This window comes from Niveispirillum sp. (genome assembly GCF_017996735.1).
Lineage (GTDB): Bacteria > Pseudomonadota > Alphaproteobacteria > Azospirillales > Azospirillaceae > Niveispirillum.
Genome location: NZ_JAGOGJ010000115.1, coordinates 1 through 20711, shown reverse-complemented (window position 1 = coordinate 20711; position 20711 = coordinate 1). Strand labels below are relative to the sequence as shown.

Genomic DNA, 20711 nt, shown 5'->3' with positions numbered 1-20711 from the left:
GCCGTCACATTTGTCGCGATCTTTACAACTTTGACAACATGCCCCCGCTTGTCCAGGACGGGGTTGTAGCTGCCCTGTATCCAGACTTCCCGTCCGCCCTTCGCCAGACGCCGGATCATCTGCACCGTTCCGGCCTTGCCACTACGCAGGATACTCCAGAACTCAGCATAATCACGGCTTTCACGCGTGGCGCCGTCAACAAAGATACTGTGGTGTTTTCCTTTGATCTCGTTCAGGGAGTATCCCATCACGGTCAGGAAAATGTCATTCGCGTTCAGAATGACACCATCGGGACTGAATTCGATCATTGCCTGGGCCCGGCCAATGGCTGTAAGAATCGAATCCGCATCATGATTATTGCCGAAAAACATGGTCGCCCCCTTGTCCCGTCCAACCGCCGTATCATGTTGGGGGAAGAATATGCCGGAACAGTGGAATGATCAGCATATCAGAAGGTTATAAATGTCGATTCTTCGGCAATTACTGAAAATACGATTTATTTATTAACCTTCGTTAAAAAGACGGGCTTTTATAAACTTAAGTATAGTTCTCAGAGGCTGCGCAAACATTCATGTTTACGCCGCTTTCCGCATCACGGCGCGATGGAGGAGCCGGATTGGCTGAAAACCCGATATTCGGCGACGATGCGCGATACGGTGGGTTGGCTGATCCCGTGCCGGCGGGCCATCTCTGCCCCGGAATGGGTGCCGGAGAGAATTTTTTCAGCGATTTCACGGCGCTGGGTGGCGTCCAGCTTGCGGCGCCGCCCGCCGATCCGGCCGGCGGCGCGGGCGTTGGCAAGACCGGCGCCCGTCCGTTCCAGCAGCATCAGGCGTTCGAACGCCGCGAAGGACCCGATCATCCGCATCAGCATATGGCCGGCCGGTCCCGTGGTCTCGATCCCTTCCGACAGGCTGCGGAAGCCTGCCCCCGCCTGCGCGATACGATCCAGGAGATGCAGCACTTCCTTCAGGGACCGCGAAAGACGTCCCAGTTCCGGAACCATAAGGATGTCGCCGGGCTGCAAACTCTCCAGCAAATGTTGAAGTTCCGGTCTGTCCCACCGGCCACTGGACGCCCTTTCGGTCACGACACGATCGCAACCCGCCTCCCGCAGCATCCGCGTCTGACGCAGCCCGTCCTGTTGATCCCCAGCCGAAAGGCGGGCATATCCGATCAGCATAGGGACCTCCCTTGTTCCCGGTCGTTCAAAGCACGAGGCGCTGGTTCGGCTTCAGGTTGAAATGCCGGGGCGCCCGACCGGCCTGCCGCAGCGTCACACGTTGTGCCTGGGGCGAGATGCCCAGAAGGAATGTCGGCGTGCCATCCTTGCGGGTGATGAGGCGGGCGGCCCCACCCTCGACCCGCGCCACCGGCTTGCCGGACAGGGCCAGATCCGCCCCCTTGCCGTCATAAGCGACCGACGCCGACCCGCCACCATCCAGCGGCATGGACAAACGGGCACCCCGCGCCGCCTTATGGCCCGGCCGGATGTTCCAGGACAGTTCCCCCGGCTCCTCCACCACGCCAATCAGGCGCCAGGTGTAATCCACCATGACCAGGGCCGTGGGGGAGTAGTTGGGATGATCCTCCCCATGGGTGAACACACCCGTTTCGGGGTCCATCTGCTGCCGGAAGGTCAGGTCAGTCTGGATCGCCTCGCACCAGCGATCCATCATTTCCGTGAACTCCGCCGCACGGCCGTAATGGTCCATCCAGCGGGGGGCCCGCAGCGCCGTCAGCCCCTGGCTGGCCCCGCCCCAACTGTTGGCCGGGATGGGCCGTACGAAGCTGGGATCGTCCATGGCGATGGAGGACAAGGGATACTTGCCCCAGAAGGCATTGGGGTTGTGCAACTGCCGCGTCCACAGCGTGTCGAACAGCGCCTGATCCACCACATGCTCACCACAGACCCGGCTGATCACATCGGATCGCACGCGGATGAACTTGTCTTCCGCGTCCAGATCATAGAAGGCGGCATCTTCCGCCACATACAGCTTTGACAGGATCAGGTTGCGGATCACCTCTGCCTGCTCGGCCCAACGATCGGCATCGGCGTTCCGACCCAGGGCGCGGGCCATCTCCGCCAGGGCGCGGCGGGCGCCGAAGATGGTGGCCGACAGATCGGGGCACAGGCGCGGGAGAGAGGGCAGGTCATGATGCCGCCGCGCATCCTTGTTGGGACACTGGTTGGGCATGCCGGCCCAGCGCGGGCTGTTGTCATGGCCGGTATCATAGGTGCAGAACCCCTCCACCAGCCCCGTGCCCCGCGTATTGCGGTAGCGCATCAGCCAACCGTCCCAGGCGCCACAGGCACGGTAGGCCACCTCCAGCAGTTCCCCATCGCCGGTATCGCGCGCCAGTTCCCAGGCCGTGGCCGCGATAGGCACCACCATCTGGATCTGGCCAAATCCGGTTTCCACCACCTTGTTGTTGGCCGGCAACTGCCCATCGGCCCGTTGCAGTTCAAAAAAGGTCAGGTGGCTGTTGCGCGCCACATCGGGGCGGAACTTGCGATAGACCAGCGCCTCATGCGGGCCGCATTCCTGCCAGATGCCGCGATAGACCGAGCCTTCGATCAGAACGGGCCTGGTGACATAGGGCATGACCTGCACATTGCCGGCCAGCACTTCCAGCGCCTTGTCATAGGCGGTCTGCCAGCCCGTATCGGCGGTCGTGAAGCGCGGGGCATCGGCCCGTTGCGCGTCGCTGGCCCGCACGCCGCGCGGCAGCGACAGGGAGGCCAGACCGGCAACACCAGCGGCCAGCAGGGCGCGGCGGGAGAATGTATGGTTCATCGTGCATCCCCCTTGGACAGCGGTTCCAGCCGCATCCAATCCACATCCACCACGCCGCCCGGCTCCCCCCTGGTAAAGGTGAACAGCGCCGGGCGGGAGCCCTTCCACCAGGAGAAACGGGCCAGTTGGATGGCGTCGCCAAACGGCCGGAAACTTTTGCCCTCATCCAGGCTGTAGGCGTAGCGGACCTTCTGATCCTCCGTCACCTCGGCGCGCAATTGCACGGTTTTGCCGTTCAGGGCATCCCCTCGCGTTTCAACGCCGGCCGATGACAGGGTCAGGTACCGTCTCCCGCCCTCCTGTGACACGCCGATCCAACTGGGCCGCACCCCGAACAGCGACAGGCCCGCCCGCTGCCCGTCCGTCAGGCGGGAGATATCCAGCCGTGCCGTGATGCGCCGGTCGGGTCCTTGCAGGATCTGGGTCAGGGTGTTGCGCGCCGTCGTGATCTGTTCGGCCTTGCCCGCTGTCAGGCGCAGGAAGCCGGGACGCGCCGACAGGCTCCACGCCTTGTCGTTCGGGTTATGGTTCCAGGACCATTGCAGGCCCAGGGATTTGGCCGCAAATTCGTCACTGTCCTGCAACCGGTCATTGGTCGGGGCGACGCCCGTATCCGGCATGGGATGGGTGGCAACTGGTTCGCCGCCATAGGTGCCGGCCAGCCGTATGCCCATCACCGGCCAGTCATCGACCCATTCGACCGGTTGCAGATGGACGATGCGGCCAAACGCACCCGTGCTGTTGAAATGCGCGAACCAGCCCTGGCCCGACGGGGTTTCAACCCAGCCGCCCTGATGCGGACCTTCCAGGGCCGTTGACCCCTGGCTCAACACGACCTGCCATTCATAGGGACCTTGGATGGAGCGGGCGCGCAGGGCCACCTGCACCCCCTTCTCCACCCCGCCGATCGGGGCGAAGATATAGTAGAAGCCATTGCGCTTATAGAGTTTCGGCCCCTCCAGGATGGGGAGATTCTCCTTGTCCTGGATGATGATCTTGCCTTCATCCAGCACGCTTTTGCCATCCGGGCTCATGCGGTGCAGGATGATGGGGCCGGCACCGACCACGGAATGGACCAGCCAGGCGGTGCCGTCATCGTCCCAGAAGGGGCACGGGTCCTCCAGCTTCGGCTTGGCGATCACCTGTACCGGCGAGTTCCAGGGACCTTCCGCCTTTTTCGCCGTGGACATGAACACGCCTTCATCGGGCGTCGCCCAATAGACGTAAAACAGACCATCATGGTGACGGATGGAGGGGGCCCAGACGCCGCTGGCGTATCGGGTGCCGTCCACCGGCTTGGACTTTGTGTCATCCAGTTGGAACGGGCCGGGCATGTCATATTCCGGCGCGAAGGGCAGTTTGGGCAGGACATGCCCCACGATGGCCCAATGCACCAGATCCCGTGATTTCAGCACCGGAATGCCCGGCGAGAAATGGAAGCTGGAGGCGACCATGTAATAGTCACCGCCAACCCTGATCAGGTCCGGATCGGAATAATCGGCATAAAGGATCGGGTTGGTGTAGGTCGCCGGCTCCGCTGCCCGCACGGACAGCGAAGAGAACAGCACGAAGGAAAGGGCGGTGGAGAACAGGAACCGGCGCATCGTCATCACCCGGCCATCTGATTGCCGTAACCGATGATGATGGTGGCCAGCACCAGCAGGCCGACACCCGACCAGACCATCAACCGCACACCGGGCCGCGCATCCTTCCATTCCTTGAAGGCAAAGCCCCAGAGCGTGCCGAAAATGATGATGGAGGCCATGTGCAGGGTCCAGGAGGAGAAACCATAGGTCCCCATCTGGCTTTCGCCCATCGTGTAGAAGAAGAACTGGAAGTACCAGGCGGCGCCGGCAATGGCGCAAAGCACGAAGTTGGCGGCCAGCGGCGGGCGTTCCCCCGACTGCTTCGTAAGGCCGACCCATTCGCCCGCACTCTTGTTGCGGTTGATCAGGAAGCCGCACCAGACGGCATTGGTGATCAGGCCGCCGAACATGACAAGGCAAAGGATCGGCAGTCCGGTCCATAGCGGACCGGTGCCTGCCGCCGCCGACAGGGCCTTCACCGGCTCCCCCGCCGCCAGCCCGAACGCGAAGCAGGAGGACATGATGCCGGAGAAGGTGGCGACGGCGATGCCCTTGACGAAGTCGAACTCCGCCACCGCCGCTTTCTTCTGTTCATCCGACAGGGCGGCATCCTTGCGCGCACCCGCCAGGGCGACGACGACGATACCGGCGAAGGTGACGGCCAAGCCCAGCAGGATGACATTGCCCCCGGCGCTGTCGATCAGCTTTGCCTGGAAATCACCCTGGAACAAAGGCGGGATCAGGGTACCGAAAACGGTGCAGAGGCCCAGCACGACGGCCATGCCCAGCGACAGACCCAGATAACGCATGGTGAGGCCATAGGTGAGGCCGCCGAAACCCCAGAGCATGCCGAAGATGACGGGCCAGACCAGCACCGGGGTATCGGCCCGCGACAGAACGCCCAGCAGGTCGTTCGTCTGCACCGAGGCGAAGAACCAGGGTGCCAGCAGCCAGGAGACAATCCCCCCCGTCAGCCAGTAAATCTCCCACGACCATCGCCGCACGGCGCGGTAGGGAACATAGAAGCTGGCGGACGCGAGGCCCCCCAGCCAGTGGAAGAGTACGCCCAGCAACGGGTTGCCCACCATGCCTCAAGATCCTCCCTGCACTCTGTTTTCGTTGGTGTTCAGTATGTCGTGCGGCCGCCCGAGGTGTCGAAGGTCGAGGCGGTCGTGAAGCTGCATTCCTCTGATGCCATGAAACAGACCATGGCGGCGCTTTCATTGACAAAACCCAGCCGCCCCATGGGGATGCGGGAACGCATATAGTCGATCTGGCTCGCCGGCAACTGATCCAGTATGGGGCTTTCGAACGTCGCGGGCGTCAGGCTGTTGGCGATAACACCCTTCATGGCCAGTTCCTTGCCCAGCGACTTGGTAAAGCCGATGACGCCCGCCTTCGACGCGGAATAGGCGGACGCGTTGGGGTTGCCCTCCTTGCCCGCCACGGATGCGACATTGACGATACGGCCATAGCCGCGCGTCAGCATGTGCGGAACCACGGAACGGCAGCAATGGAAGACGCCGTGCAGGTTGATGGCGACGGTGCGATACCAGCTATCCAGCGGGAAATCCTGTACCGCGACCGTGGCACCCGTGATGCCGGCCGAGCAGACAAGGATGTCCAGATGCCCCAGCGCCTCCACGCTGGATGCCGTGGCCGCGGCCACCTGATCGGCGTCCGACACATCGACGGCGCAGAAATGGGCCGCCCCCAGTTCCTTCGCCGCGACGGACAGCGCATCCGCGTTCAGGTCCCAGAGGGCCACCTGCCCGCCTTCGGCCAGAATGCGACGGGCGACTTCCAGCCCCAGGCCGGAAGCCGCTCCCGTGATGATCGCGTTGCGCCCGGAAAAGCGCCCGGTAAAAACACTCATGTTTCAAACCTCGAAGTTAGAACCTGCCGCTGATCGGGCCGTCGGTGATCCGGTCGGGAAGCCAGCGAGCCCCCGTGCTGCGGAAATCAACAACCTTTTCCAAGGCAAAGGCCGGCGCGCCCCGGGGAACGCGCAGGCGGAAAAAATCGGCGTCCTGCACATCTTCCAACCGGATGGCCGGACGTGGATCGGGTGCGTCCACCGCGATCTCGACATTGGTCATCTCGACCCGCCGTGCATGACGGATGAAGAAGCCGGTTGCCGGCAGGTCGCCGAACATCGTGGCTTCGGGATAGGCCATTTCCGCCTCAGGCGGATCAATTGCGGCCATCGCCGCCGGCGCGCCGCCGACATGGTGGAAATAACAATCGGCGATGCGCAGATCCTCGATCGGCTTTTCCGTCAAGCCCGCAACGACCGACGGCAGGATCGTGGCGCCGGAACTGACGACGTTCTGGATAAGGATGCGTTTCAGCGATCCGACCGGCACCCCGGCCGGTCCGCGCATACGCTTGCCCAGCCGCAGGAAGATCGGTGCATCGACGATGCCGCGCATGGCGATATTGCTGACGGTCACATCCTCAAGCACGCCGCCATCCACCGTTTCGAAGGCCAGGCCACGGCTGTCCTCGAACAGGCAGTTGGTGATGGTGATGTTGCGGAAGCCGCCATTGGTCTCGGTGCCGAACTTGATGCGCCCGTGGATCAGGGGCGCAAAATCGGCCGGCATCTTTTTCCAGGTGCCGTCCAGGACGGAGCCGACCTGATAATTGCCCGTGACCAGGCAATCCGAAATGGTCAGGTTCTCCGTCACCCGCGCTTCCCCCAGGCCAAAGCTGGATTTCGGACAGATGGCATCGTCATAGGGGGAATTGACGGTGCAATTGGTGACCCGCACATTCTTGCAGCAATCGATGTCGAACCCGTCGCGGTTCGTGTCGACCAGCAGATTGTCGATGGTCATATTGTCGACGCCGGTGGCCAGCAGCGCGAACCAGCCGCCCTCCAGCACCTTGAAATCACGCAGCAGGACATTGCGGCACCATTTCAGGGCAATGGCCTTGTTGCCCGTGCCGGGCCCGGACGGATCCTTCAGCCAATTGTCCTTGCCGTCGCCGCGTCCCAACCCCTTTCCCCAGATCAAACCGGGGCCGATGATGGCGATGTCGTGCAGACCTTCGCCCCAGATCAGGCTGTTACGCCAGTGGCTGTGGCCGAAATCCTGATATTTGTTCCATTCCGGGATCGGCTCGGGATGGTCGTAACCCTGGCTGTCCGTTGGTGCCGCCGCCAGGATGGTGGCCCCCTGTTCCAGGTACAGGGTGATGCGGCTTTTCAGGCGGATCGTGTAGCAGGCATAGGTGCCGGGCGGGAAATAGACGGTACCGCCCCCCCGCTCGGCCACATAATCGATGGCCTTGTTGATGGACGGCGTATCGATGGTCGATCCATCGCCCTTGGCCCCGAATTGCCGGATGTCGGCCTGGAAGACCTGGAACGGCCCTCCTTGGGCCGGTTGAGGCTTGGCGGCGGCAGCCCCCACAACCATGCCGGCCCCGGCCACCGCACCGGCACCCAGAACAAGCGAACGACGGTCGAACATCTTCACCCTCCCAAAATCACCGCCCCTTCCCGTATTTGGGACAAGGAAGGGGCCGACAAGGAGCGGCCCCTTCACACTCCACCGGGAAGCGGGAGCTGTGCTTAGAACTTCACCGTGGCGCCCAGGAAGAACTCAGGCCCCAGCACGTCATAGGTTGCCGACCAGGTATTGGAATTCGGCCCCTGCGTCGTGATCGGCGGACGGTTGTTGAACGCGTTGTTCACGCCGCCGAAGACCTGCAGGCTTTGATTGACGTCATAGTTGAAGGAGAAGTCGAAGTAGTTCTGCGCCGACAGGGTCGGATAGGCGATGCTCTCCAAGGCCGGCGTGGAAGCCGAACCCTGGCGCTTCGGCACGATGTAACGGTCGGTCGTGACCTTGCCGATATAGCGATGGCGGACCGACAATTGCAGCGCATCAACATTCCAGCTCACGCGTGTGCTGCCTCGCCAGACCGGCAGCGGCTGACCGCAGGTCGGGCCGAAGGAACCCTCGCAATGGTTCTGGATGTTGGGGAAGGCCGCCACGGGCGTGGAGGTGAAATCATCCAGGAAGGTGAAGTTGGAGGAAATGTCGAAGGAGGAAACATCGGACAGGCCGGGGAAACCGAAATCGGCGGCGAAGGAATACCGGGCCGCGAAATCGATGCCCGAGGTCTGCAGCCGGCCCGTATTTGCGTTCAGGATCTTGGCCACATAGGGGTCGTTGATTTCGCCCGTCGTCGGGTTACGGTTGATGGCGCGGCAGAACTCGCTATTGGCGTCCTGGATGACGTTATAGCAAAGGTTCAAGGTGTTCTGCAGACCGCCACCCAGGGCGGAGATTGCGCCGTCCAGCTTGATCTTGAAATAATCGACGCTGATATTCAGGCCGGGGACGAAGTCCGGCGTCAGGATCGTGCCGAACGTGTAGGTATCGGACCGTTCCTCCTGAAGGTTCGGGTTGCCGCCGAAATCAGCACCGAAGATGGTGTTGGGCTGCACCGCGGCCGTGAACACATTGGCCGCCGGCACGCCGGTCGCCTGACAGATCGCCCGCACGGCGGCCGTCTGCTGCGCCGCCGGGGACCGCGACGAACAGGGGTCGGTCGCCACGCCGACAACGCGGTTGATGCCGCCGAACAGCTCGTTCACGTTCGGGGCGCGGATGGCGCGCTGATACTGGCCACGGAACGCGATGTCGCGGTTGGCGCGGTAATCCAGACCACCGGAATAGGTCCAGACCGAACCGATACCCGACAGCGAATAGTCGGAATAACGGAAGGCACCATTGGCTTCCAGCGCGTCGACAAAATCCAGGTCGCGCAGCAGCGGCACGTTCAACTCGCCGAACACTTCCTTGACGCTGGTGCTGCCCTTGGTCGGCAGACCGGGATTGAAGCCGGCCACGTCGCCGGACGCCAGGAAGCTGTCGGGGGTGAAGGTGGCACTGGTGTCGCGCCATTCCACGCCCGTGGAGAAGCCGACATCACCGGCCGGCATCGGGAACAGCTTGCCCGTGATGCTGGCCTGGGCCGTCTGCTGCGTGGCCACCGTGGAATTGGTGGCGTTGATGGCGATGGCCGTCCGGCACGCCTCGGAGATGTTGGCACCGAAGATGTTGCAGACAGGGGCCGCCGTGCCGTTGGACAGCAGCGAGGCCTGCAGCCGCGACCGGGAAATGGCGTTCTGCAGCAGCAGCGTGTTCTCGGTGCGGGCGAAGGTGTAATAGGTGTTCAGGCTGAGGTCGGACAGGAAGTCTTCCGACGCGCTGCCCAGATCCCAGTCGAAGCCCCAGGCGCCCCGATAGGTGTTGCGGCGTTCCGTGGCGCGGCGGGGGCCGACTTCCACATAACGACGGCCCGCCGTAACGACGGCCAGACCGTCGCCCGCCGTCGTGGTGCGGGTGGCGGTGCCACTGGTCACGGTGGTCGTGCCCGTTTCCGCCAGATCCAACTGACGGAACACTTCCCGCATGGATGACGACAGATAGGGGTTGTTCACATTGAACAGGGTCGGTGCGCCGACATTGGTCGGCGCCAGACGGGCATCAACCACATTGTTCGAATAGTGCAGTTCCATGAAGCCACGGATCTTGTCCGTGAAATCATAGTGACCGAAGCTGTTCAGCATGACGCGGCGCTGCGGCTGGATCAGGTAATTGTCCGGCCCCAGATTGAAATCATCCTGCGGCGTCACCGCCGGACGGGCCGTCGTGCCGGCATCGTTGAAGGTAAAACCGCGCGAACCCAGCGTGCCCAGACCGGCGGCCGTGTAGGCGGCATTCAATGCCGCATTCGACCCGCCGAATGACGGAATGCCGGAGAAGCGGCCATTGGGGATATCGCCCGACCCGCCCCGGATAAAGCCCAGTTCGCCGCCGCCCGCGACACAGCCCTGGCCGGCCGGCGGGGTGAAGGGCGTGCCCGCACCGTTCGGGCTGCTGGTCCCCTTGACCACGCAACCATCGGACAGGCTGTCATAGGCGAAGCTGCCACGGTCGCCGCGGGTGATGGCACCACGGTCCAGGAAGTTGCCCGCCACCACGATATTGCCCCGGCCGTCGGCAAAATTGCCGCCCGCCGTGATATCCACGTTATAAACCGGCGTACCCGTGGGCTGATCCATATTGATCTGGGCGCGGGCCTCGACGCCCTCGAAATCGTCGCGCATGATGAAGTTGACGACGCCGGTGATGGCGTCCGAGCCATAGACGGCCGAAGAGCCGCCCGTCACAACCTCGGTACGGGACACCAGGGTCGACGGGATCGTGTTCAGGTCGGTAACCTGCTCCGGTCCATAGATCGCGAAACGACGCCCGTTGACCAGCACCAGATTGCGGGTCGCACCGAAACCACGAAGGTTGACGTCGGCGAAACCGCCGGGAACCGTGTTGGACGTGGCGCTGCCGAACTGCGAGCCGACCGACTGCGGCAACTGGGCCAGCACCTTTTCGATATTGACGTTGCCGGACAGCTTCACATCCTCGGCGCCAACAACGCTGACGGGGGTGGGCGCCGCGAAGGCGCGCGGAATGCGCGACCCGGTGACCACCACTTCTTCCAATGTTTCGACCTGCTGGCCGGTCGCGGCGTCCTGTGCCAACGCTGGCATAACAAGACCTGCAAAGGCGGCGACAGCCGTACCCGTCAGCAGCCGTCCGCGACGACTGATCTCACACTTGCGCACAGGGACCTCCCTCTTGGCTTCTTTAAAAACTGCAGACATACCGGCGTGTTCAGGCAAAATCCCTGGCCGCCAGCATGTATCCCATATTTTGGAATGCATTATTATCTATTGAGATTGTGACGTCAATGGTTTTGTTACCGCTCCCAAAGCGCCACTGGCCAAATTCCCTGAACCGCGGAACAATGGGCCGCACATCAACGACGATGACCCCGCGACAATATGGCAGTCAGAGCCGGGGTTCGGACCAGAATGGAGGTCGGATTGCGGAAGAAACGTCGTGAAAAGGGTAAGATCGGTTGCATTGGCCGCAATCAAGCTGCCGCAATCCTTGTATGGATCACATGACTTCCTGCCCCGCTACCATCAACCTATTGCTGCTTTCTTGGGGCGACTCTGCTATAGAGCCGAAATCCTTGATAAACCGGCGGCGGCATCTTGAGCATCTGGGGACAGCGCTGGAAGGTTCGATCAGCAGCGGGTTGTTTTGCTGCCACCTTGCTGCTGCACGCCTGGACCTTTCCGGCACAGGCGGCCGACCGATGGGAAGAACTGTCGACGACGGTTTTCATCAATTACGGTCGTGACCAGGGCCTGCCGCATCCGGTACCCACCGCGCTTGCCCAGGACCGCGACGGTTTTCTGTGGGTCGGTCTGCAAGGGGGGCTGGCACGCTGGGACGGCTATCGTTTCCGCACCTATCGTGCCGATCCGTTGGTGAAAGGCAGCCTGCCCGACGATTGGATCTCCATCCTGCATGTCGGCGCCGATGGAAGGTTATGGGTTGGCAGCGGTGCCGCAGGACTGGCCCGCTACGACAAGACCACCGACCTGTTCCACCCCGTGACGCTGAGCACCGTCCCCGGCCGCATGCATATCGGCGCCATCGCCGATGATGGGCGTGGCGGCCTTTGGGTGGGGACGGATGATGGGCTGTACAATCTGTCCGCACAGGATGTCCCCAGCCTGATCACGGCGGATGGATTGCCATCCGGCGCGGTACGCGCGCTGTTGCGTTCCGACGACGGAACATTCTGGGTGGGTGGAGCCTTCGGCCTGGTCCGACGCCGCGCGGGAGAGGTCGCGTTCACGACCATTCCCACGGTGCGGGACGCCTTGGGCGTATCCGCCCTGGCGCAGGATCCGGAGGGAAGGATCTGGATCGGCACAAGGCGGCGTGGCCTGTTCGTTCTTGAACCGGGATCGGACATGCCTGTTCCCATCGGTGTGGGAACGGGCATGGAGAAAAGCGGCGTCGCCACCATGGTGGTGGCCAGCCCGACCGAAATCTGGGCGGGCCTGCGCGGCGGCGGCATGTGGGCGGTCGACATCCACAGCCGCCGGGTCCGCCCGATGCGGCATGACCGAACCCTTCAAGCCAGCCTGTCGCATGACGACATCTGGGCCTCCTTGCGGGACGATGCCGGTTCCATCTGGATCGGCACCAGCGGCGGCCTCAGCTACCATCCCCATGACCCGGGCATCATTTCGACCATTTACGGCGGCACCCAGCAGCCGGGCGGGCTGACGGGCACGGATGTCCTCTCGATCCTGCCCTTGCGCAATGGCCTGATATGGCTTGGTTATCTCAATAATGGCGCGGAGTTGATCGACCCGGCGGGCGGGCGTCTGGTGACCCTGCAACCCGATCCGGCCATATCGGACGGCGCCTTGCCCCCTTCCCAGGTTTCCGCCCTGGTCGAAGGTGCCGACGGGACGGTCTGGTTTGGCACCCGCCACGGGCTCTATGCCCGCAATCCGGCCACAAAGATGCTGCGGCTGGTGCCGGTTCCCGGACGGGACCCTCACGCCGCCGTTGCTTCCCTGACATTTGATCACGATGTCCTTTGGCTGGGGGGAGAGGATGACGGGTTGTGGGGTTTCCGCCCCGGCGGCCAACCGGAGATCGTCCTGGCCGGGGGCGCGGTCGCGCTGGCCGACCCTTGCGTAAACATCATCCGCCGTGGGGCGGGCAACGACCTCTGGGTCGGAACGCGCGACGGCTTGCATCGCATCGATGTGATGACCCATGCGGTCGAACATATCGTCGCGGACCCCGCCGATCCGCAAGCATTGCCAGGCCGATACGTGGTCAGCCTTCTGATGGATCGTCAGGAACGACTATGGGTGGGCACCTTTGGTGGCGGCATCGGGGTATTGACAGGCCGCGACGCGCAAAACCGGCTACGCTTCCAGCGGCTTGGCCTGGACCGTGGTCTTCCCCATGTCAATGTCGGCAGCATGCAGATGGACAGTGCCGGAACCATCTGGGCCGGCACCGATGACGGGCTGGCCATGATCGATGCCGAACGCCTGACCGCCCGTGCCGTACGCCGCGCCGATGGCGCACCGTTGCTGGACTATGTTGCGGGTGCGGGCGCCACCGACGCGACGGGCGCCGTAATGTTCGGCGCGCTGGGCGGCCTGACCGTGGCGCGGCCGGGCGCCCTGCCCCCTTGGCGTTTCCGCCCGCCCATGGTGGTGACGGACCTGCGCGTCGGCGGCAAACATGTCCCGGTGGGACGGTATAACGGCCAGCACAATCCGCCCCCCTTGGTTCTCACCCCCGACTCCAACAGTCTGGCCGTGGAATTCGCGGCACTCGACTATACGGCGCCGGAACGCAATCACTATGCCTACAAGCTGGAGGGATTCGATCCCGACTGGGTGCAAACCGACGTCAATCGGCGGCTGGCCGTCTATACCAATCTGGCGCCCGGTCAGTATCAGTTGCGGCTGCGGGGCACTAACCGTGAAGGGTTGACGGCGGCGGACGATCTGGTTTTGCCCGTGCAGGTTCTTCCGGCCTGGTATCAGCATCGCTGGGCCCAGACGCTGGCGGGGCTGCTGGCGCTGCTCGGCATTCTGGGGCTGGTCCGCTGGCGCACCTCCCTCCTGCGCCGACGGCAATCCGATCTGGAGCGACAGGTCGCGGATCGCACATCGGACCTGCGCGCCGCCAATGAGCGGCTGAAACGGCTGGCCATGACCGACCCGCTGACCGGATGTGCCAACCGCCGGCATTTCATGCAGTGCGCGACGGAAGCCGTGGCACAGGCCATCCGCGATGGAGCGCCGCTCAGTCTGGCTGTGCTGGACCTGGATGATTTCAAGCGTATCAACGACACCCACGGGCATCCGGCGGGGGATGCGGTCCTGGTGATGGCGGGCCAGTTTCTGACCGGCCATCTGCGTGAAACCGATCTGGTCGGCCGTGTGGGGGGCGAGGAATTCGCCCTGCTGATGCCGAACACCGATGCCGAAGGCGCGACCATGCTGGCCGAGCGGCTATGCGTGACATTGGCGGCCGGCCAGGTCTCCGGCGACAATGCCACCATTCAGGTGACGGCCAGCATTGGCGTGGCGGAACTGCGGCCCGACGACGACCTGGATACGCTTTATGCCCGCGCGGACTCCGCGCTTTATGCGGCCAAGCAGGGCGGGCGCAACCGGGTCATTCTCGCGACGCTCTGACGCCGTCCGTTCCAAGCGGACACCGTCAATCGGGCCTGCGGGGTTTTACCGGGATCGACCGGATGAAACCTCAGGCGCCGATACCCCGCCTGATCCCTTCACTCAGCGGGAACTCCATGCCGCAACGCAGACCGTCCGGCTCGAAATACAGTCTGGTCTCCCCCTGGATTTCATAGGCGAGCGACCGTTTGATCAATGTGGTACCAAAGCCATGCGACTCCGGTACGCTGGTCTTCGGCCCGCCCCTTTCCTTCCAGGTCAGACGGATACGGGGCGCGTCTCCGTCGCTGAGGCTCCAGCGCACATCCAGATGACCGCCGCCCTGGCAAAAGGCGCCATATTTGGCGGCATTGGTCGCCAGTTCATGAAAGACCAGGGCAAGCGCCAGGGCCGCCTTGGGCCGCAGATCGATGGCCGGTCCGTCGATGGTGACATCCTGCGGTTCCTGGGCATAGGGGGTGACCTCGTGCTGGATCACCTCCGACAACTGCACCCATTCCCAGTAATGGTCGGCCAGAAGATTGTGCGTGGCCGACAGAGCCCGCAACCGGCCCTCGAAGGACCGCCAGAAACTGTCCGTGTCGGCATGCCGACGACGGGTCTGCTGGCCGATCGACAGGACGGTGGCCAGGGTGTTCTTGACCCGGTGTGACAGTTCCGCCATCAGCAGTTCCTGCCGTTCCTCCGCCTGCCGCCTTTCCGTCACGTCGATGATCTGAACGACGGCCCCGGACGGCCCCTCGTCGCCGTCCAAGGGCGTGATCGAGAACAGAACCGGCACCCCGTGCCCATCCGACCGGGTCAGGATGGCTGCCTGTTCGGTAACCGCCGGCACGGGGCTTGACCCCGCCGCCATGCTTGCCCCCAACCGTTCGAATACCGATGCCCCCTCAAACTCGCCCCCCAGCAGCGCCATGGCGGGCGGATTGAGATATGTCGCCATACCCGCACGGTCGGTAAGGATCAGCGCCGCCGGCACATTGCGGGTGATGGTGGCGGTGATCAGCGCCTGATCCGCCAGCCGCCGGTTCACGGCCGCCAACTGGTCCGCCAGCATGGCGCGGGTCCGCGCGGCGTTGCGTTCAGCCTCCAGCCGCAGCGCCCGCCCCTCCCGCTCCCGGAAATCGGCCAGCAGCCGGCGGTTCTGGTCTTCCAGGAAACGCCGTCGCAATATGGCGCGCAACCGCGCCCGCAGGGAGGAGAGTGAGGTGTTGGGATCGAAAAGATCGTCGATGCCGGCTGCCAGCAACCGGTGCAACTGCTCCTGCCCATGTCCGCCGCCGATGCCCAGTATCACGGCGGTTCCCGTCCCCATGCTGGCGCGGCACTGACGGCACAGTTCCACCCCCCCGACATCCGGCAACTGGTCATTGACCAGCATCACATCCTGCGGTTCATGCGCCAGCCGGGCCAGGGCGTCGGTCGCGTACCCGACCTCCGTCACCAGACAGCCTTCCTCCACCAGCATTTCCCGCAACCGGTGCCGGATATCGGCGCCGAAGCCGGCCACCAGCACACGGGTCTGCCGGAATTGAAGTTGCGGGAGCACGTCCATGTCATCGTCGCGCCGGGCGTGACGCAGCAATTGCCCCACCCGCAGCAGCAGCGTGGCGGGGTCAGCGGATTTGGCCAGGAAATCATCGGCGCCGCTGTCCAACCCCTCGCGCTGACGGGCCGGCGTCTCATCGGCGGTCAGCATCAGGATGGGCATTGACAAGGTCGCCAGATGCAACCGGATCAGCCGGCAGAGATCCCCCCCCTGCATACCCGGCAGATGATGATCGACGATCAGCAGATGCGGCAGCAAACGATTGAGGACAGGCAACGCCGCCTCGGCGCTGTCCACCTGTTCGACCTGATAGCCCTCATCCTCCAGCAGCAGCCGCAGGCGCAGGGCCTGGGTGGGACTATCCTCAACCAGAAGAATACGCCGGCTCGGCGCCTCAGTCCTGATGGACACCAACCACCTTCAAGGTTTCGACCGGTCCGGACGGCGAAAATACCGACTGTGCCAGGCGGGACAGATCACGCTCCACCACCGGCTTGCGCAAAATAGGGCGTCCCTGCCATTCGGCAGGAAGGCCACTGGCGTCATAACCGCTGGTCAGGATGAAAGGGACACCACGCGCCGCCAGGGCGGCCGCCACAGGGAAGACCAACTGACCGGACAGGTTCACATCCAGGATGGCGCCATCAAGCGCTTCATCCCCCGCCAGGATCAGGGCCTGATTGATATCGCCCACGGGCCCGATCACGCCAAAACCCAGGTCCGCCATGATATCGGCGACATGGATGGCGATCAGGAACTCGTCCTCGACGACCAATATCTGTTTTTGACTCCCCATTGACGGCAAACCCTGTAACCCGGCAAAGCAATCTTGATAGCTTAACGCTGTTCGCAGGCAAATGGCGCTAAGCGTTGAGCCTTATTTCGAACGGCCTAAGGTTGGGTATAGGCCGGCAGATTAACCTAATCTGCTGGCGGATTTCCGCCGATTTCAGACATGATGCGGCTGGCTGTGCGCCCGGCCAGGGCGCCAAGCGTCGCAATACGCGCATCTGTGATGCGCGCCATGGGACCGCTGAGCGACACGGCACCCACCGGATCGCCATGTTCGTTGAAGATTGGGGCGGCAACGCAGCGCAGGCCCACGGCATGTTCCTCGTCATCAATCGCATAGCCGCGCCGCCGTGCCTCGGCCAGATCTGCCTTCAAATCCGCGTCGTTCGTGATTGTGCGCGCGGTCATCCGCGGTAATCCATGGCGATCGATATGGCGGACCAGCATGCCCGCATCCATCGCCGACAGCAGCGCCTTTCCCACGCCGGAGCAATGCATCGGAACCCGCGCGCCCAACCGGGCGAAGGTGCGCATCATCTCCCGGCATTCCACCTGGGAAAGATAGACGGCCGCCCCCTGATCCTCGATCGCCAGATTGACCGTCTCACCGCTGGCTTCCATCAGGGCACGCATATGGGGACGGGCCAGACGGACCAGATCGCGGGTACGCAGGAACCCGTTGCCCATGATGAAGGCCTGCACCCCTACCGACCAGAGCTTTGTCTCCGAATCGAAGCGAACATACCGCTCGGACTCCAGCGAGGTCAGCAATCGATGCGTGGTCGACGCGGCAAGCCCGACTGCATTGCCGACCTCCGTCAGGCTGGCGCCCCCATCGGCCTGGGCCAGATGGTTCAGAATGGCAACGGCACGGCCAAGCACCTGGACATTGCCGCTGCGCTCCACACTATCGGCTGAAACTTTCGTCATAGGCATTTCCCCGGCTTCGGTCAGACCCTATCATCAATTTCCGTATCGTGGAAAGACTTCCATTGTGTATTGCATGCAGACGCGGGCGCTGATACGGGTTTGACCAGCCCCCTTACATTTCCCACGGAAGGCCCGTCCAATGTCTGCCACCGTCGATGTCCACGGCCTGAAGGTCGATGCCGAACTGCACCGTTTCCTGGAAACGGAAGCTCTTCCCGGCACAGGCGTGGAACCCGCCGCCTTCTGGTCCGGTTTTGCCGCCCTGTTCCGTGACCTCGCCCCGGTGAACAGGCGCCTGCTGGATCGGCGTGACGCGCTGCAGGCCAAGATCGACGGCTGGCATGTCGCCCGGCGGGGGCAGGATATCGACCCCGGTGCCTATGAGGCGTTTCTGCGCGACATCGGCTATCTGGTGCCGGAGGGACCGGATTTCGCCATCACCACGGCCAACACCGATCCGGAAGTCAGCCAGGTGGCCGGGCCGCAGTTGGTGGTGCCGGTGATGAACACCCGCTTCGCCCTGAACGCCGCCAATGCCCGCTGGGGCAGCCTGTATGACGCGCTTTACGGCACCGACGCCCTGGGCGATGTGGGAACACCGGGTGCCAAGGGCTATGATCCCGTGCGCGGTGCCGCCGTGATCGCCAAGGGACGGGAGGTTCTGGACCGCGCCGCGCCGCTGGCCACCGGCAGCCACAAGGACGCGACGGGATACAGCATCGCCAATGGCGCCCTGTCCGTGACGCTGAACAACGGGTCCGTCACCGGCCTGGCCGATGCGGCACAGTTCAAGGGCTATAACGGAGAGGCCGCCGCCCCGACCAACATCCTGCTGGTCCACCATGGCCTGCATCTGGATGTCGTCATCGACCGGTCGCATGCGATCGGCAAAGGCGATGCGGCCGGTGTCGCCGATATCGTGCTGGAATCGGCCCTGACGGCCATCATGGATTGTGAGGATAGCATCGCCGCCGTCGATGCCGCCGACAAGACCATTGTCTATCGCAACTGGCTGGGCCTGATGAAGGGCGACCTGACGGCGACGTTTGAAAAGGGTGGCCATACCCTGGACCGCGCCCTCAATCCCGACCGTACCTACAACAGCGCTGATGGCACGGGTACCGTCACCCTGCACGGCCGTTCCCTGCTATTCATCCGCAATGTCGGGCATCTGATGACCATTGATGCCGTGACGTTTGAAGATGGGTCCTGGGTCCCGGAAGGCATCCTGGACGGTATCGTCACGTCGCTGATCGCCTTGCACGACCTGCGCCGCACAGGCGGCCTGTCCAACAGCCGCGCCGGTTCGGTCTATATCGTCAAGCCGAAGATGCACGGGCCGGAGGAAGTGGCCTTCGCCAACCATCTGTTCGATCGGATCGAGGATGTGCTGGGCCTGACCCGCAACACCCTGAAGATCGGCATCATGGACGAGGAGCGGCGGACCACCGTCAACCTGAAGGAATGTATCCGCGCCGCCAAGGATCGCGTCTGTTTCATCAATACCGGCTTCCTGGACCGCACCGGCGACGAGATGCACACCTCCATGCAGGCCGGCCCCATGATCCGCAAGGCGGACATGAAATCATCCGCCTGGATCGGCGCCTATGAGAACTGGAACGTCGATAACGGTCTGGCCGCCGGCTTCCGGAGCCATGCGCAGATCGGCAAGGGCATGTGGGCCATGCCCGACCGGATGGCGGAAATGCTGAAGGTCAAGGTGGGCCACCCGATGGCCGGCGCCAATACGGCCTGGGTCCCCTCGCCCACTGCGGCCACCCTGCATGCGCTGCATTATCATCAGGTCGATGTGGCGGCCCGTCAGGCCGAACTTTCCACCCGGCCGCGCGCAAGCCTGCGCGACATCCTGACCATCCCGCTGGCCCGTGGCATCAACTGGTCGGAAGCGGAGGTGAACGAGGAGTTGGAGAACAATGCCCAGGGCATCCTGGGTTATGTGGTGCGCTGGGTCGATCAGGGCATCGGCTGTTCCAAGGTGCCGGACATCCACAATGTCGGCCTGATGGAAGACCGCGCCACCCTGCGCATCTCCAGCCAGCATATCGCCAACTGGCTGCTGCACGGGGTCTGCACCCAGGCGCAGGTGCTGGCCGTCATGAAGCGCATGGCTGCCGTCGTGGACAGCCAGAACGCCGGCGACCCGCTCTACCGCCCCATGGCGCCGGATTTCGACGGCTCCATCGCCTTCCAGGCCGCCTGCGACCTGGTGTTCAAGGGCGTGGAACAGCCCAGCGGCTACACGGAGCCGCTGCTGCACAAGCATCGCCGGGCGCTGAAGGCGCAGGGGTGAACGCACGGCGCTTGTACAGACGATGACATTACGTCATGATGGTTTGCGATCCTGGAGACCATCATGACGGCCATCGACAATCCCACCCGTCGCGAAAGCTTGAATATCCGCATCCAGGCCGATGATCGCAGCCTGATCGATCAGGCTGCGCGCCTGCTGGGCAAGACCCGCACAGATTTCGTGCTGGATGCGGCCCGGCAGGCGGCGACCGACGCATTGCTGGATCGCACCCTTTTCCAGGTGGATGAGGCGGCTTATGCGGCCTTCCTTGAACGTCTGGACGCACCGCCTGAACCCAATGAACGGCTGCAGCGCAGTCTGGGGCAGCGTCCTATCTGGGATAAGCAGGCGTGAGCCTGTCGGCGCCGCAGCCGCTGGCCGCTCATGTGCTGGAAGGCTTTTCCTCTGGTGAGGCGGCACTCGACCCATGGCTGATCCGTCGCGCCCGTGCCAATCAGGTATCGGGCGCCACCCGCACGTTCATTGCCTGTGACGGGGATCGTATCGCAGGATACTACGCCCTAGCATCTGGCGGCGTGGCGACATTGGCGGCAACGGGACGGTTCCGTCGCAACATGCCGGACCCTGTACCCGTCGTTGTCCTTGCCCGGCTGGCGGTGGATATTTC

At 63.6% G+C, this 20711-nt stretch carries 14 protein-coding genes and 1 pseudogene; 4 read left to right on the top strand and 11 right to left on the bottom strand.

What is annotated here, in order from left to right; translation table 11 throughout:
* The 8 genes from KBA48_RS25470 to KBA48_RS25435 all read right to left on the bottom strand — a co-directional run.
* Positions 1-371, bottom strand: a 371-nt coding sequence (locus tag KBA48_RS25470) for a PAS domain-containing protein (RefSeq protein WP_292911505.1), incomplete at its 3' end; no start/stop codon positions are given.
* Between the two features lie 221 nt (positions 372-592).
* Entirely contained in the window at positions 593-1183 is a 591-nt protein-coding gene (locus KBA48_RS25465; protein WP_292911504.1) for a recombinase family protein, read from the bottom strand.
* Between the two features lie 25 nt (positions 1184-1208).
* Positions 1209-2798: a hypothetical protein gene (locus tag KBA48_RS25460; protein WP_292911503.1), complete on the bottom strand. Its 1590-nt coding sequence runs from the start codon at positions 2796-2798 to the stop codon at positions 1209-1211.
* Positions 2795-4408, bottom strand: a complete 1614-nt coding sequence (locus tag KBA48_RS25455) for a glycoside hydrolase 43 family protein (RefSeq protein ID WP_292911502.1) — start codon at positions 4406-4408, stop codon at positions 2795-2797. Before KBA48_RS25455 ends, KBA48_RS25460 begins: the two co-directional genes overlap by 4 nt.
* Positions 4408-5472: an L-rhamnose/proton symporter RhaT gene (gene rhaT / locus KBA48_RS25450; protein WP_292911501.1), complete on the bottom strand. Its 1065-nt coding sequence runs from the start codon at positions 5470-5472 to the stop codon at positions 4408-4410. Before rhaT ends, KBA48_RS25455 begins: the two co-directional genes overlap by 1 nt.
* A gap of 38 nt (positions 5473-5510) precedes the next feature.
* Positions 5511-6260: an SDR family NAD(P)-dependent oxidoreductase gene (locus KBA48_RS25445; protein WP_292911500.1), complete on the bottom strand. Its 750-nt coding sequence runs from the start codon at positions 6258-6260 to the stop codon at positions 5511-5513.
* 16 nt (positions 6261-6276) lie between these two features.
* On the bottom strand, positions 6277-7863 hold the full coding sequence (locus KBA48_RS25440; RefSeq protein WP_292911499.1) for a glycoside hydrolase family 28 protein: 1587 nt from the start codon (positions 7861-7863) through the stop codon (positions 6277-6279).
* Positions 7864-7964: 101 nt separating this feature from the next.
* On the bottom strand, positions 7965-11030 hold the full coding sequence (locus tag KBA48_RS25435) for a TonB-dependent receptor (RefSeq protein ID WP_292911498.1): 3066 nt from the start codon (positions 11028-11030) through the stop codon (positions 7965-7967).
* A gap of 435 nt (positions 11031-11465) precedes the next feature.
* Between KBA48_RS25435 and KBA48_RS25430 the strand changes: the two genes are divergently transcribed.
* Positions 11466-14501 carry a ligand-binding sensor domain-containing diguanylate cyclase gene (locus KBA48_RS25430; RefSeq protein WP_292911497.1) on the top strand — a complete coding sequence of 1012 codons (3036 nt, stop codon included), beginning with the start codon at positions 11466-11468 and terminating at the stop codon, positions 14499-14501.
* Between the two features lie 70 nt (positions 14502-14571).
* Here the strand turns inward: KBA48_RS25430 and KBA48_RS25425 are convergent, their stop codons facing one another.
* The 3 genes from KBA48_RS25425 to KBA48_RS25415 all read right to left on the bottom strand — a co-directional run bounded on the left by KBA48_RS25425 (position 14572) and on the right by KBA48_RS25415 (position 17772).
* Positions 14572-16461: a response regulator gene (locus KBA48_RS25425; protein ID WP_292911496.1), complete on the bottom strand. Its 1890-nt coding sequence runs from the start codon at positions 16459-16461 to the stop codon at positions 14572-14574.
* Positions 16445-16846, bottom strand: coding sequence for a response regulator (locus tag KBA48_RS25420; RefSeq protein ID WP_292911495.1), 402 nt, complete (start codon positions 16844-16846; stop codon positions 16445-16447). The genes KBA48_RS25425 and KBA48_RS25420 overlap by 17 nt, the downstream gene beginning before the upstream one ends.
* Positions 16847-16971: 125 nt before the next feature.
* Positions 16972-17772, bottom strand: a complete 801-nt coding sequence (locus tag KBA48_RS25415; RefSeq protein WP_292911494.1) for an IclR family transcriptional regulator — start codon at positions 17770-17772, stop codon at positions 16972-16974.
* A 139-nt stretch (positions 17773-17911) separates the two neighbouring features.
* On the opposite strand from KBA48_RS25415, the gene KBA48_RS25410 reads away from it, so the two are divergent.
* The 3 genes and pseudogenes from KBA48_RS25410 to KBA48_RS25400 form a co-directional block, all read left to right on the top strand.
* Positions 17912-20083 carry a malate synthase G gene (locus KBA48_RS25410; RefSeq protein WP_292911493.1) on the top strand — a complete coding sequence of 724 codons (2172 nt, stop codon included), beginning with the start codon at positions 17912-17914 and terminating at the stop codon, positions 20081-20083.
* 63 nt (positions 20084-20146) lie between these two features.
* Entirely contained in the window at positions 20147-20437 is a 291-nt protein-coding gene (locus KBA48_RS25405) for a DUF1778 domain-containing protein (RefSeq protein WP_292911492.1), read from the top strand.
* Positions 20434-20711: pseudogene (locus KBA48_RS25400) on the top strand (GNAT family N-acetyltransferase); the annotation flags it as partial. The gene KBA48_RS25405 and the pseudogene KBA48_RS25400, both read left to right, overlap by 4 nt.

Coding starts and splice junctions, on each gene's coding strand:
- KBA48_RS25465 (WP_292911504.1), bottom strand. CDS start 1,183: ATGCTGATCGGATATGCCCGCCTTTCGGCTGGGGATCAACAGGACGGG.
- KBA48_RS25420 (WP_292911495.1), bottom strand. CDS start 16,846: ATGGGGAGTCAAAAACAGATATTGGTCGTCGAGGACGAGTTCCTGATC.
- KBA48_RS25415 (WP_292911494.1), bottom strand. CDS start 17,772: ATGACGAAAGTTTCAGCCGATAGTGTGGAGCGCAGCGGCAATGTCCAG.
- KBA48_RS25445 (WP_292911500.1), bottom strand. CDS start 6,260: ATGAGTGTTTTTACCGGGCGCTTTTCCGGGCGCAACGCGATCATCACG.
- KBA48_RS25440 (WP_292911499.1), bottom strand. CDS start 7,863: ATGTTCGACCGTCGTTCGCTTGTTCTGGGTGCCGGTGCGGTGGCCGGG.
- KBA48_RS25455 (WP_292911502.1), bottom strand. CDS start 4,408: ATGACGATGCGCCGGTTCCTGTTCTCCACCGCCCTTTCCTTCGTGCTG.
- KBA48_RS25460 (WP_292911503.1), bottom strand. CDS start 2,798: ATGAACCATACATTCTCCCGCCGCGCCCTGCTGGCCGCTGGTGTTGCC.
- KBA48_RS25410 (WP_292911493.1), top strand. CDS start 17,912: ATGTCTGCCACCGTCGATGTCCACGGCCTGAAGGTCGATGCCGAACTG.
- KBA48_RS25405 (WP_292911492.1), top strand. CDS start 20,147: ATGACGGCCATCGACAATCCCACCCGTCGCGAAAGCTTGAATATCCGC.
- rhaT (WP_292911501.1), bottom strand. CDS start 5,472: ATGGTGGGCAACCCGTTGCTGGGCGTACTCTTCCACTGGCTGGGGGGC.